At 35.7% G+C, this 12838-nt stretch carries 14 protein-coding genes; 9 read left to right on the top strand and 5 right to left on the bottom strand.

Features of this window, described 5'->3' with window-relative positions:
- Nucleotides 1-418: 418 nt before the first annotated feature.
- Nucleotides 419-1096, bottom strand: coding sequence for an HAD family hydrolase (locus B1NLA3E_RS03400; protein WP_015592458.1), 678 nt, complete (start codon nt 1094-1096; stop codon nt 419-421).
- Nucleotides 1097-1379: 283 nt separating this feature from the next.
- Here B1NLA3E_RS03400 and B1NLA3E_RS03405 point away from each other — a divergent pair, with 283 nt between their 5' ends.
- The 4 genes from B1NLA3E_RS03405 (at nt 1380) to B1NLA3E_RS03420 (ending at nt 2960) form a co-directional block, all read left to right on the top strand.
- Nucleotides 1380-1715, top strand: a complete 336-nt coding sequence (locus B1NLA3E_RS03405; protein ID WP_015592459.1) for a YnfA family protein — start codon at nt 1380-1382, stop codon at nt 1713-1715.
- A 16-nt stretch (nt 1716-1731) separates the two neighbouring features.
- A complete protein-coding gene (locus B1NLA3E_RS03410) occupies nt 1732-1932 on the top strand; it encodes a hypothetical protein (RefSeq protein ID WP_015592460.1) in 201 nt (66 codons plus the stop codon).
- A gap of 121 nt (nt 1933-2053) precedes the next feature.
- Nucleotides 2054-2293, top strand: a complete 240-nt coding sequence (locus tag B1NLA3E_RS03415) for a hypothetical protein (RefSeq protein WP_041580267.1) — start codon at nt 2054-2056, stop codon at nt 2291-2293.
- Between the two features lie 148 nt (nt 2294-2441).
- A complete protein-coding gene (locus B1NLA3E_RS03420) occupies nt 2442-2960 on the top strand; it encodes a VanZ family protein (RefSeq protein ID WP_015592461.1) in 519 nt (172 codons plus the stop codon).
- A 65-nt stretch (nt 2961-3025) separates the two neighbouring features.
- Here B1NLA3E_RS03420 and B1NLA3E_RS03425 read toward each other — a convergent pair whose 3' ends face one another.
- The 3 genes from B1NLA3E_RS03425 to B1NLA3E_RS03435 all read right to left on the bottom strand — a co-directional run bounded on the left by B1NLA3E_RS03425 (nt 3026) and on the right by B1NLA3E_RS03435 (nt 5578).
- Entirely contained in the window at nt 3026-3676 is a 651-nt protein-coding gene (locus tag B1NLA3E_RS03425) for a TetR/AcrR family transcriptional regulator (RefSeq protein ID WP_015592462.1), read from the bottom strand.
- A gap of 76 nt (nt 3677-3752) precedes the next feature.
- Nucleotides 3753-4859, bottom strand: a complete 1107-nt coding sequence (locus tag B1NLA3E_RS03430) for an ABC transporter permease (RefSeq protein ID WP_015592463.1) — start codon at nt 4857-4859, stop codon at nt 3753-3755.
- The gene (locus B1NLA3E_RS03435) at nt 4856-5578 is read right to left on the bottom strand and encodes an ABC transporter ATP-binding protein (RefSeq protein WP_015592464.1); all 723 of its coding nucleotides are present in this window, start codon (nt 5576-5578) and stop codon (nt 4856-4858) included. Before B1NLA3E_RS03435 ends, B1NLA3E_RS03430 begins: the two co-directional genes overlap by 4 nt.
- Before the next feature lie 435 nt (nt 5579-6013).
- On the opposite strand from B1NLA3E_RS03435, the gene pssA reads away from it, so the two are divergent.
- On the top strand, nt 6014-6709 hold the full coding sequence (gene pssA, locus B1NLA3E_RS03440) for a CDP-diacylglycerol--serine O-phosphatidyltransferase (protein WP_015592465.1): 696 nt from the start codon (nt 6014-6016) through the stop codon (nt 6707-6709).
- A gap of 47 nt (nt 6710-6756) precedes the next feature.
- Here pssA and B1NLA3E_RS03445 read toward each other — a convergent pair whose 3' ends face one another.
- Nucleotides 6757-8058, bottom strand: coding sequence for an NCS2 family permease (locus tag B1NLA3E_RS03445; protein WP_015592466.1), 1302 nt, complete (start codon nt 8056-8058; stop codon nt 6757-6759).
- A 385-nt stretch (nt 8059-8443) separates the two neighbouring features.
- Between B1NLA3E_RS03445 and B1NLA3E_RS25165 the strand changes: the two genes are divergently transcribed.
- The 4 genes from B1NLA3E_RS25165 (at nt 8444) to B1NLA3E_RS03460 (ending at nt 12649) form a co-directional block, all read left to right on the top strand.
- A complete protein-coding gene (locus B1NLA3E_RS25165; RefSeq protein WP_187292151.1) occupies nt 8444-8602 on the top strand; it encodes a hypothetical protein in 159 nt (52 codons plus the stop codon).
- Nucleotides 8603-8852: 250 nt separating this feature from the next.
- Nucleotides 8853-10277: an ATPase domain-containing protein gene (locus tag B1NLA3E_RS03450; RefSeq protein WP_015592467.1), complete on the top strand. Its 1425-nt coding sequence runs from the start codon at nt 8853-8855 to the stop codon at nt 10275-10277.
- A gap of 15 nt (nt 10278-10292) precedes the next feature.
- On the top strand, nt 10293-10514 hold the full coding sequence (locus B1NLA3E_RS03455) for a hypothetical protein (RefSeq protein WP_015592468.1): 222 nt from the start codon (nt 10293-10295) through the stop codon (nt 10512-10514).
- A 2-nt stretch (nt 10515-10516) separates the two neighbouring features.
- A complete protein-coding gene (locus B1NLA3E_RS03460; RefSeq protein ID WP_015592469.1) occupies nt 10517-12649 on the top strand; it encodes a LuxR C-terminal-related transcriptional regulator in 2133 nt (710 codons plus the stop codon).
- The last annotated feature ends 189 nt before the right edge of the window (nt 12650-12838 follow it).

A 12838-nucleotide genomic window follows, 5' to 3' on the forward strand; every position in this document is an offset into this window, starting at 1 on the left:
CACCTCCTTCTTAGATATTCATTATAAAGAACACCTTTTTCCTAGTAAAGAACGCAAAATGTCGAAATGAAAAAATATAAAATGCCAAAATTTTTATAATTCTATCGGATAGAATTTGAATGTGTAACTCATTTACTCGTTGGTTTTTTGCGATAATCCGAAATCACAATATAGATTTATTATTAGTATTTGATCGGTGTTTGTTTTATCACCGCATTTTTTCATAGATTTTCCGAGGTTAAATGTGGGGCGGAAGTAGAATATAGAAACTAGAAAATTCCTTTATAAAAGTTAGATAGAAAGTAAGTAAAGAAACCTCCTGGACATTTATCTAGGAGGTTTTTTGGCGAATAATGCTGGAAATAAAGATTGTGAAAGTTACTATTTAAAAATAAAAACCGTAGCTAAAGTTATCAAGCTACGGTTGCAAAACAAAAAATGATTCGATATATGTTTTCACTTCATGCAAACTTGGGTACACTCCTGCAGCTTCGGCTAAAACATCCTGTGACGGTTCCAATAGATCTGGGACAATAATAACAGGTATACCTGCAGCCTTGGATGCCAAAAATCCATTATAAGAATCCTCAAGGACGAGCGCATTTTCTGGCAAAACATTAAATGTTTTACATGGTGTTAAAAATATCTCGGGATTTGGCTTACTTTCCTTTACCTGGTCACCCCCAATAATAAAATCAAAATAATCACTCAGTCCCTCGTGATTGATGTGGTGAACGATATCAGAAAACCCGCTAGATGAAGCAACAGCCATTTTCATATTGACCTCTTTTAAAAACGTTAAAAGCTCAATCAATCCGGGTTTAATTCCCAGTGTTCCATTTTCTAAATATATCTCTTTTCGGACTTCCCACGATTCACGATGCCATTTTTCAACAGGAGCATTATCACCAAACTCTGATTTTAAAACTGAAATAATAGCATTGTGATTTTTCCCGATATAACGTTTTGTTATATCCAGTGAATAGGGAAAATGATATTTTTCAGCAACACGTTCCCAAGCTTGATGCCCGATTTTTTCTGTATCAAACATTAAACCGTCCATATCAAAGATGACCAATTCTATTTGTCTAGACAAAAACCTTTCCCCCTTAAAAAAACCTTATATCTATTATACTCGGTTTTTCCCAGCTTACTATGTGAATTGCTTTTTTAAAAGAATTAATTCGATAGATAATATGTTTTAAAAAAAGAGTTTTTGAGGAACTTGCAGTTCAAAAACATTAAAAATAAACTGTTAGCGAATAGAGGATGTAAGCCATTTCTAGAATTGATAATTTTTTATTTCTTCGAATCGGAGTAAAAATATATAATAATAATAATAATGGGTTATCATTTCTATAAATTGTCTAGTTAGGGACGTGATTTTAATATTTAATGCATTTGTATTGTTTATACTTGCAGGTTTAGCCGAAATTGGTGGAGGTTATCTTATTTGGTTATGGTTAAGAGAGGGTAAGCCATTATCATGGGGTATTTTGGGAGGAATCGTTTTAGTTTTATATGGTATAATCGCTACATTTCAAAAATTCCCCTCGTTTGGTAGAGTTTATGCCGCCTATGGAGGAATCTTTATCGTACTTTCTGTGCTTTGGGGCTGGGGTATAGATAAAAAATCACCTGATGTTTATGATTGGGTTGGTGCTGGAATCTGCTTAATTGGTGCTTCAGTAATTTTGTTTGCCCCACGGCACTAAAAAAGGAGGAATTAATATGGTCATTCAATCTAATATGTCACCCAAAGCCATCGTTGATGTATGGGGAAATACTTTAACTATTTTTGAAAAACATCTTGTACCGCTTACTGAACAGACATTGGAATCATTTATTGAAACCGATCCTCTAGCCACTCTCCTTATTGAATTAAATGAGATTGTCGGAAGTTCTGCTAAAACCTGCATTGAAGGTGGCTGACAAATGCCGCTTAAATAGGAGTAGGTTACTCCATAAATACTAAAGACAAATACCATCTCAATTAAAAGGGAATTTAAAAACATAAATAGAATAGGTTAGTATAATTAACTATTTTAGGAGGGTGAGTAAAATTAAACAAACTCATGAATCTCAATCAACTGAAGAATTTCATAATTTAGAAGAAGATAAATTGTTTACCCCGATTGAAGACTTACAGAGAATTGAAGCTGGTGGAGTTTATAAAAAGGAAAATCTTAATCTAAGTACCCTACCTAAAGGAATCCGCTATATAGGCTATACTATCATTGGATTCACAGTCCTAATCGTAATATTAGGACTAATTTTAAACTTCCTATTTTAGGCATAAACATAGTTAAAACCATTACTGAAACGAAAGTGAGTTTTGTGATAAAAAATTTCTAAGATAAACATTTTTAAGACCCCACCTAATGTTAAAAATATGGTACAGTAAATAGGCTTATCCAAATTTCATTAGGAGTTATAAACGAATGCGATTTTTTATGAAATTGTTATTAACCATGCTATTTGTCCTATATCTAGCGGTCCTTACGAAACTAATTTTATTTAAATATATTCCTATATCAGAGATAACCAATCTTACTAATTTTGGATTTTATGCACATCGTTGGAATGGCAGTAACCTTATCCCATTTAAAACGATACAATTATATTGGAACGCAGAAAATCTTAATTTAAACATTCGAATAGAAAACCTAGTTGGAAATATTATCGGTTTTGTTCCGTTCGGTTTCATCCTCCCCATGTTAGTGAAAAGGTTTCAGAAACTAATAATGGTCTTGATTGCAACATGTTATTTAAGTTTTGTATATGAAGGTCTTCAATTCTTAACTGGATTTGGAAGTTTTGATGTCGACGATTTAATTTTAAATACTTTTGGTGGGATTTTGGGCTACTTCGCTTATAAAATAGTTCTACTAATGATGAGTTATATGCAAAAAAATTCACCAAATAAAACCTTAACAATATTGCGATACTTCATTTACTGAAGTATCTTTTTTTGATTTAAAAAAAGACAAAAGGGTGAAATTATCCCTTTTGTCGTCGTTGGTATTCATTCTTTTTTACCCAACCCATGCATGATAAATTGAATAGTTCGTTCGGTTTCGAGCTCATCATCCCATTCCATTTCTGGGAAAAAGATATAACGGGATACAAAGTAGCCAAAGATACTGGTAATAGTAAGTCTGGTAACACTTGCAGATGGCATTTCAATCAATTGTCCTTTGTCTTGATAGCTTTGGATGATGCTCGACACCCGCTCAAATGTTTTTTTAGCAATACTTTCAATAAATTGGGCTCTTAATTCTGGTTGGAATGGGATTTCCTGTAGCATGATTTTAATAACGGGAAGAAGCTTAATAATAACCTCTCTCCGGTTTTCAATTGTCTCTCTCAGAAAATCCTCCACTCGGTCATATTTGCGATCCAATACTTTATTAAAATCATTAATAATAAACGGAGCAATCATTTTTGTCATGAGTGGGGTAACAATTGACATCAACAGCTCTTTTTTCGTGCTGTAGTGTCTAAAAATTGTCCCTTCTGCGACTCCTGCCTTTTTAGCAATTTCACTAGTCGAGGTAGCAGCGTAACCTTTTTCGGAAAATGATTCAATGGCTGCGATAATGATCTTTTTTTGCTTATCCGTTAATCCTATTTCATCATCAAATAGTTGCTGAATGATCATCTCTTCTTCAGACATGGTAAACTCCTTTAGAACCATACTAGTTAATAAATCATTTTATAACGAATGTGATTAAAAGTTTAGAACTTGTAGGTTAAATTTTTCTGTACTTCTTTAAAGCGAATATATTTAACACAATAAAGACAAGTGCAAATCCTAATAGCACAAGTAAATCGTTCAAAATGTCACTTAATCCTAAGCCTTTATACATGACACTAACTAGTGCATCGCCGCCATAGTACATTGGCATGCATTTAGCAATCATTTGCATCCAATTAGGCATTCCCTCAAATGGGAAAATACCAGCGAAAAAGACTTGAGGAATGATGGCGATTGGGATAAACTGCATCATTTGGAATTCCGAATTAGCGAAGGCTGATAGGAGAATACCAAGTGACAAAGCAACAAGTGCTAAGATTATATTGATTAAAATTACGTTCCATAATGAACCAATAAGCATGATATCTAATACCCTTGTTGCATAAAAGACAACAATCAACGTTTGGATAATGGCAAATATGCCATATCCCATTAAATACCCAAATACAATGTCTCGTCTTTGTATAGGTGTTGCCATTAAGCGATCAAGTGTACCAGTAGTCCGTTCTCGTAATAAAGCAATTCCAGAAATGAGAAAAACGAAGAAAAAGACAAAGAAACCAACTAAAATCGGACTTAACTGATCAAAAAAGGTCGTATCCTTATCGCCATAAATATATGAAGTACTGATATCGGTAGCTTTTACTTGCTCCATCTTGACCGGAGCGCTTTGAAGTTTACTTTGAATATTTTGAATAAAGCTTGATAAATTTTTCGACTGTTTCATAGCATTCTCAGCCGCAATTGCTTGTACAACTTTCATTTGTAAGGCTTTTGTTGTGGTAGGCTGTGAATTTTTTAGCGTCAGTTTAATTTTTTCATCATTAAATTGCAGAACCCCGTCTAATTCATCATCTATTATGACTTTCTTCGTATTTTTTATTTGATCATATTGTTTTACAATTATATCTTTATCTTTTAATTGTTCGACAAGGGTATCATCACCATTAATAACACCAAGCCGAGGTTCGACTGTATTGCCTGAAAGTAAATAGTGGAGGAGGGTTAAAATGATTAATGGTGCAACCATCATTAATGCAAGGGCCCGTTTATCACGTAACATTTGATGTATGATCCGCTTTACTAATGCTATGGTTCTCATCCCTTTTTACCTCCGGCTTTTAAAAAGACATCTTCTAAACTAGAAACTCCAAATTGGTTTTTCAATTCTGTTGGTGATCCACTTGTGATCATTTCTCCATCTCTTATCATGGCTAGCTGGTCACATTTTTCTGCTTCGTCCATCACATGTGTGGTGACAAGAATGGTTTTTCCAGCCTTTTTTAAACGTCGGATTTCTGCCCAAATCGATTGTCTTAATTCAGGATCAATCCCTACTGTTGGTTCATCTAATATAAGTACTTGCGGGTCCTGGATTAAGGCAACCGCGAGAGATAATCGGCGTTTCATTCCACCTGAATAGTCCTGAACTTTCTTTTTAAGTTCGGATGTTAAATTTACTAAATCAGCTGCATAGGCAATTCTTTTGGTTTGCACATCTTTTTTTAGCTTAAAAAGGGAAGCGAAGAAGGCTAGATTTTCTTGTCCAGTTAAATCAGCATATAAAGCATCTGCTTGTGCCATATAACCAATTTTCTGTAATAGGTTCAAGTTAGGAACTGCTGTATCCAGTACATGCACATGGCCCTGGGAAGGACGATCCATCCCAACAATGATCTTAACTAAAGTGGTTTTACCTGAACCAGAAGGCCCGATTAGACCATATATTTGCCCGGGCTCCACGGTTAAATTAATCTTGTTTAAGACTCGTTTTTTTCCAAAACTTTTGCTCACTTCTTTAATAACAATCGTAGATGTCATCAATAAACCTCCTCTAAAACGATGTGTGAGTGATTACTCACTATTATTATATATAAAATAAATTAAAGTTCAATGGGGGTTTGATATTTTTCGGAAAAATCAATAATGAATAAAGTGTTATAATAATGTAGTGTTTTATTAAGCTACCCTTAAATTCGGTTTATTTAATTATTTTTGGTATTAAATTTTTTTGGCTCTGTTAAACTAGAATGTTGATTTCCGTTCCAGACGCTTCGCTTTCCGCGGGGCGGGCGGTGAGCCTCCTCGGCGCTTAAGCGCCTGTGGGGTCTCACCTGTCCCGCTGCTCCCGCAGGAGTCTTCGCGCCTTCCACTTCAATCAACATTGTGCAAAAGATCAACATTGAGCCTTAACACAGCCAATTATTTAAAAAAATAGGGATGCCCAATAATGTTTATGGAGTGTGATGATAATTGATGAGATTTACAAAAAGTATCCCGAATATGTTTACCTTAGGGAATCTATATTGTGGGTTCCTATCGATCGGATTTGCTGCAAAAGGCCATTATAGTAACGCAGCAATCTTAATTTTAATCGGAATGATGTTGGATAGTATGGATGGGCGATTGGCTAGAATGTTGAAGGCTGATACAACTCTGGGAAAAGAACTGGATTCTTTAGCGGATATTGTAACGTTCGGAATTGCTCCATCATTTTTGGTTTATTATACATATTTTATTCAATTTGGGTTTTTGGGGCTTGCGGTTGCCGGACTATTTCCTTTATTTGGTGCCTATCGATTAGCCCGGTTTAATATTAGTACAAATAAATCAAATAGCAATTATTTTATCGGTGTACCAATAACTGCTGCTGGTGGCATACTAGCCATACTGACCTTATTCGGAGATAAGATTCCGAATATTATTACCACCGTGGTTTTCATGGCATTGAGTTTTTTAATGGTGAGTAGAATTAGGATACCAAGCTTTAAAGAAATACCTCTTCCAAAATACGGAACGATTGTTACTTTATTTCTAGGCTGCCTTTTATATGTCATTTACAAAGGCACCTATGGACAATTTCCATATTTGATTTACATTGCAACCCCGCTCTATATTGCATACTTGGCGTATCGATTTATTAAAGGAAAAAACAGAAAAGATATCGATTAATAAGAAAAACGAGCCTTTTACAAAAAAAGGCTCGTTTTTCTTATTTTTTAATGCGCCAAAAATGCCAATTGATAGAAGAACAGTACCGCAAAAAGGTAAAGGAGTGGGTGGACTTCACGCCATTTCCCTTTAACGATCTTAAGTAGCGGATAAGTGATAAAACCAAGTGCGATTCCAGTTGAAATGCTTGATGTCAATGGCATGCTTAGGATTACAAGAAATGCAGGAAAGGCTTCATCAAGCTCATCCCAGCGGATTTTTGAGATACTGCCCATCATCAGGCTACCAACAATAATGAGTGCAGGAGCAGTAATGGCAGACAAACCAGACACTGCGCTTACAAGTGGACCAAAGAATGCTGAAAGGATAAATAGAACAGCAACCGTGAGTGAAGTTAATCCGGTTCGGCCACCAGCTGCGACGCCTGAAGACGATTCGATATAGGCAGTTGTCGGGCTTGTTCCAAACATAGCGCCGATTGCTGTGGCAATTGAATCCGACAGCAATGCTTGCCTAGCCCGCGGAAACTTATCGCCTTTCATTAAACCTGCCTGGTTAGCAACGCCAATCATGGTGCCAGTGGTGTCAAAAATTGTAACAAGGATGAAGGAAAACACAACAGCATAAAGACCATGTTGAATAACATCGCTGAACGCAGCGATTGGGTTTGCCACGAGAAGTCCTTCAGGAAGTGTAGGTAGTGAAATGAATCCTTTGTCGAAGGAAAGCTGACCTGTAAAAAAGGCAATCAACCCAGTAATAATCATACCAAAAAACAAAGCACCATTGACCCTCAGCATCATCAGGACAAGCGTGACCGCGAGCCCTATCAAGGCTAGAGCAGCAGACGGGGATTTGAGATCACCGAGACCTACTAGGTTGGTAGGATGAGCAATGATTATTTTAGTCAGTCGAAGTCCGATAAAAGCAATAAAAAGACCAATTCCAGCTGTAATACCGTGTTTGAGATTTTCTGGGATTGCCTCAATTAATTTTTCCCTAAACGGAGTTAAAGACAGGATAACAAATATAATTCCAGCAACAAATACGGCTGCAAAGGCTGTTTGATAAGTGATATCTTGATGGTTGCCGACGACAGAATAAGCAAAGTAAGCGTTAAGTCCCATTCCTGGTGCAATAGCAATAGGATAATTGGCGAAAAGGCCCATCCACAGAGTCCCAATTACTGTGGCAATAATGGTTGCCGTAAAGACTTGCTCAAACGGGACACCAGCATCTGCTAAGATAATCGGGTTAACAACCACGATATAAACCATTGTAAAGAAGGTCGTTATGCCCGCAATTAATTCAGTTTTTACATTTGTCTTATTTTCTTGTAGTTTAAACATCGTTGATCCTCCATAAATACGAACGTTTTTTAGTGCATTATATATATTATTCGTTATTACCTTCATTTTCAAGGGCGAATTCGCAACAAGTCCAGTTTCTCCGTTTGAAAAAGTAGTTTTTTCAATACCTATGTTTAACCTTCACTGTTTTCTCTTGTTCATTCACAAAATTACATGGATGGGCAAAAAACTTTATTTCATACCCCGTTGGGTATAAGATAAAGTCATAGATTCATCAGTCTATATTTTAAAAATCGAAAGGATGGAAAGTATGCAAATAAGCGATCAAGCACGGGACCAATTAATCCCGGAATTAAAGTCACAAAATGCTGCAGGTATCCGTTTGTTTTTCGACGGTTATGGCTGAGGAGGCCCTCAAATTGGAGTGTCTCTGGATGAGCCTCAACCACAAGATAGTGTAAGAATCATTAATCAAATTCAAGTAGCATTTGCAGGGAATATTGAAGGGTATACGGATGACTTAGTTTTAGAATTTATTAAGGAAAGAAATGAATTCACTTTATTAGGAAGAAAAAGCTGTTAAAAAAGTTTTATGTGTAAGTATTTATTATTAGAGTGGCTGCCCCGCGTGCGTTTGTATTAACGTACTTGAGGGTAGGCACTCTATTTTGAGTTCCGAAATTCTTATTATCTTTTTTTTGTCGAAAAACTTTCGGTTTGTTTGGAATTTTGTAATAATAGGGACATGGGACTTTAGCACCGTGAACCTAGTGTTTATACATCGGAACCATCTATATCTAGTAAACTACTTTCAATAGGGGATGAACGCGTATATGAGTACCACCAAAAGCGGAATTGACGGATTGGACCAGCTCCTAAACGGGGGACTTCCGGTTGGTTCAACTGTTTTGGTAGAAGGATTACCTGGAACAGGAAAGACCATTCTTGGCATGCAATTCATTTTCCATGGAGCTGTGGAAGAGGATGAATCAGGCATTTTTATTACATTTGAAGAGTTACCAGACCAGCTTTATAACGAGCTGCAAGATTTTGGCTGGGATTTAAGGGAGTTAGAAAAACAAAATAAATTACGGGTCATCTGTCTTTCACCAGAGGTTTTAATCGAGCAAATAGAAAAGCCAAATGGATTGATCGAACAAATGATTAATGAAATTAATTGCAAACGTATTGTCATTGATAGCATAAGTTTGTATCAATTTGGATCTGACGATTTAATGAAGAGTAGAAAAACAATTTATTCGTTAAGAAACGTTCTTAGGAAATATAAAATTACTTCATTGCTCATTTCAGAATTAAATTCATCCGATCAAGGGAATGTACCTTTTGTGAATTACCTGGTTGATGGGGTCATCAGGTTATCATTGAAGAACCATATAAATGATTTTCGAAAAAGAACATTGGAAGTATTAAAGATGAGAGGCTGCCGGATCCAAGAAGGGGAGCACATCTATCGAATAAGTGAGAATGGAATTCATTTAGTTCCCGCACTCTCGCTTATTGAGGATAAAGCATTATTGAGTAATGAACGGTATAGTAGCACGGGGATAATGAAATTAGATCAAATCCTCTCGGGAGGTATTCCCAATGGTACATGTTTTCTAATTGATACAAATAGTAAAGCAAATTATAAATATTTTCTTTTCTCTATTGTCTGCAATAGATTGGTAGCTGGTGAAAATGTAATCATGTTATTATCCAATTTAATGGATCTATTTGAAATGAGACATTTACTTAAATTATTTGGCGTCTCGATGGATGAGTATGTTAAAGATGGCAAACTCCTTTTTATTGAACATTTTGATCGGCCGATTCCAGATGGCTATGAATCTGCAGTCATCCAAGTCGCAGGAACTGATAATAGAGAATTTGAAAAAACAATAAAGGAAAAATTAGTCCCCATTATTGCTTCAAGCCTTCAAAAAGGAGAAAAGTGGTTCATTTATTACAATCTAAATACGATTATTTCCCAAAGAGGGAAAGAGTTTCTTGAACATTATTATGCTGAGGAGGTATCTACGATTAGTTCAGCAGGGATTACAATGGTTACTTTAGTTAACTTTTCAGAAATAGGAAGTAAAACGGCCAGTTTTCTTGAGCGTACCTCCCATGGGGTTATTAAAACATGGGTGGATGGTAGCTATCAATATTTGCAAGTTCTTAAATCACCACAAGGAAAAATTTCACATCCACTTCTGGTTGAAAATATAATCATGAAACCATTTATAAGATTGGTATAGAGAGGGTCGGCGATTATGAATATGCCATTGCAAATTGAATGTACTCTTTTCTTTCAAGAAAATCCTTATACTTTTGAAACATTGGAAGGAATCGCAATGCGGTTAGGAAGGCATCGAGAAGACATCAAAATAGCAATTGACCAGCTTATTTCTATATCAATCCTTGAAATAATTGGTGAAGGGGAGCACGCAATTTATCGTTATATTCAGCCAGAGTATAGTTATAGGAGGCAATAAACATGTTAGCTGCAGATTTAGAATATTTTCAGGATGTCCAAAATGCCTACGCCGCCTTAACCAATCTACATTGCATCATAACCGATAAACAAGGAAATCCAATAACACAATTAAATAATGATCCAAATGTTTTTCATTTAGTGTACGACCAAGAAACCTTTAAGGAAGTTTTAAATCAGTGGACCCGAGATTTTTCTAAAATCAATAGTGCAATTGTATATGATGCATTACCTGGGGTAAAAGTGATCATTTGTCCAATATCTATTCAGGGGGAAATTGAGTTTTTTATTTTTGCAGGTTGTTTATTAGAATCTACCTCTAAAAATACAGTACAAACCTATTTTGAAAAAATATTGCAGAACCCGGAAAAGGCAAATGCTATATTTACTCTAATTCAAGAATATTCCCCAGATGAAATCCAAGCAAAGCTTCGAAAAATAAACAAGATGGCCGAAGTATTAATAGAGCACCTGGCCACACAAAATATGAAAGCACACTTAGTGGAACAAGAAGAAAATTTGGGCGAACTATTGCATCTCATAGCTGATGGAAACATAAAGGTGACCGCTGTCCTAGAAAGATTTTTGCATGAAAATACTAAGCTTGATTTTGTTGGCTATGCAAGAAAAAAAGGTCATGATCAATTTGTGATTGATGAATGCATTCTTCCCGAAGTGAGTAGTACGCTTAAAGGAACTGTATTTTCGATGGGGGAAGGAACTCTTGGACAAGCAGCTGCAACTCGGATTGTGAGATTTTGGGATCATATGGACATGGATCCAAGAAATTTATTTTTTCAGCAAAAAGGGATTTACCCCAAATCGCTGTTTTGCTTTCCAATTATCCTAGAAAAAGAAGTAATAGGAATATTTTTCGGAGGAAGCAGTCAATTCGTCCGTTTAGAAAATGATATTAGCAGGGTGGGGAAATTAACCTCATCACTCATTAAGGTAATTGAAGGTAATAGGTTCTGGCAGAAACAGTCCAAAAACAATTTAATGAAAATGACTGCTTTAAATGAAATATTTCAAGTCATGACAGATGTTGAAGATGTAAAAAGAATCCTCCTCATTATGTTGGATTTGAGCATCAACCTTATTCGTGGACCATTTGTTGCCGTGATTGCCAAGCAATCATCACGGAATTCCTATGAAATGGTTTCCCGAGGACTTACAGCTGATCAAATTGAGAATTATTCAAGTGACATCTCCAATCGTTACTTTCACAATAAGCAAAACAAACGATTTTATCACCAGCAACCTGTAGAGCATATTACAAGCTGGAGTTCAAAGGTATTAGAAATCCCGATTGCCTACCGGACTGAATGTTTCGGATTTCTTAGTATTGGATTAAGTGAGCAAATGTTGAAAGAGGACGAACTTTCATTTTTAATGAGCCTCACGATAGCGGGTGGTGTGTCGATGCACCTGCTTGAAGCAACAACTAAGGTTAAAATGGGGCAAACAGTCATCGACTTATTGATTGAGCATCAGGAATATATTGACCCCGACCATTTTAAACAAGCTACAAAAGCACGTGAACTCATCAAGGGATTTAGTGGATTTTCCACTTATGGAAAAATAAATACAATTGCAGTGAAATATTCTTGCTATTTTATCAAATATGATGAGCAATTTCTTACCAATAAAATTAAAAATGACTTGATCATTGATATTGTTAGAGAATATAAATTAGTGGCGGACAGCAAGCTGGAATTTTCTCAGGCATCACTGAACGTCCAAGTTCTTTCATTAGTATGGACTTATATCAATGAGGATGAAAATATTGATTTTTTATTAAAAATCAACGGGATGAATCTACCCCTTTTAAATGAGTTTCTTGCCTACCTGTCGCATACAACGGTTGTTGAAAGTGAAATCATGGTGACAAATAAACCGACCGCAAACGAACCAAAAATAAGTAAACACCTAAAGCTATCAAAACGAGAAATAGAAGTAATGGAATTAGTACTAAAAGGTAATAACAATCGTGAAATAGCTGAACGGCTGTACATTAGTGAACATACTGTAAAAAACCATATGACGAATATTTTCCAGAAGTTAGCGGTCAATGACCGATCACAGGCCATTGCCAAAATCTATCAAATGGGATTAGAGCCCGAGGATGTTTCTTAACCGAGACATTTTTGGGGCTTTTTTTTTTGGGGAAGAAGACGTTGGTCTACAAATAGTCTAATAGTTCTATTTTTCTAAAAAGTAGGAATATATTCCTACTTTAAATTTTATCCCAAAAATGAGAATGGAAGGGGATATGTAAATTAATTATTTTCCACGATAATGATAATAAGAAAACAACATAATGAT

Origin of the sequence: Bacillus sp. 1NLA3E, assembly GCF_000242895.2 — a bacterium.
Taxonomy (GTDB): Bacteria; Bacillota; Bacilli; order Bacillales; family Cytobacillaceae; genus Bacillus_BU.

Coding starts and splice junctions, on each gene's coding strand:
- pssA (WP_015592465.1), top strand. CDS start 6,014: ATGAGATTTACAAAAAGTATCCCGAATATGTTTACCTTAGGGAATCTA.
- B1NLA3E_RS03435 (WP_015592464.1), bottom strand. CDS start 5,578: ATGACATCTACGATTGTTATTAAAGAAGTGAGCAAAAGTTTTGGAAAA.
- B1NLA3E_RS03460 (WP_015592469.1), top strand. CDS start 10,517: ATGTTAGCTGCAGATTTAGAATATTTTCAGGATGTCCAAAATGCCTAC.
- B1NLA3E_RS03445 (WP_015592466.1), bottom strand. CDS start 8,058: ATGTTTAAACTACAAGAAAATAAGACAAATGTAAAAACTGAATTAATT.
- B1NLA3E_RS03430 (WP_015592463.1), bottom strand. CDS start 4,859: ATGAGAACCATAGCATTAGTAAAGCGGATCATACATCAAATGTTACGT.
- B1NLA3E_RS03450 (WP_015592467.1), top strand. CDS start 8,853: ATGAGTACCACCAAAAGCGGAATTGACGGATTGGACCAGCTCCTAAAC.
- B1NLA3E_RS03420 (WP_015592461.1), top strand. CDS start 2,442: ATGCGATTTTTTATGAAATTGTTATTAACCATGCTATTTGTCCTATAT.
- B1NLA3E_RS03455 (WP_015592468.1), top strand. CDS start 10,293: ATGAATATGCCATTGCAAATTGAATGTACTCTTTTCTTTCAAGAAAAT.
- B1NLA3E_RS03410 (WP_015592460.1), top strand. CDS start 1,732: ATGGTCATTCAATCTAATATGTCACCCAAAGCCATCGTTGATGTATGG.
- B1NLA3E_RS03425 (WP_015592462.1), bottom strand. CDS start 3,676: ATGTCTGAAGAAGAGATGATCATTCAGCAACTATTTGATGATGAAATA.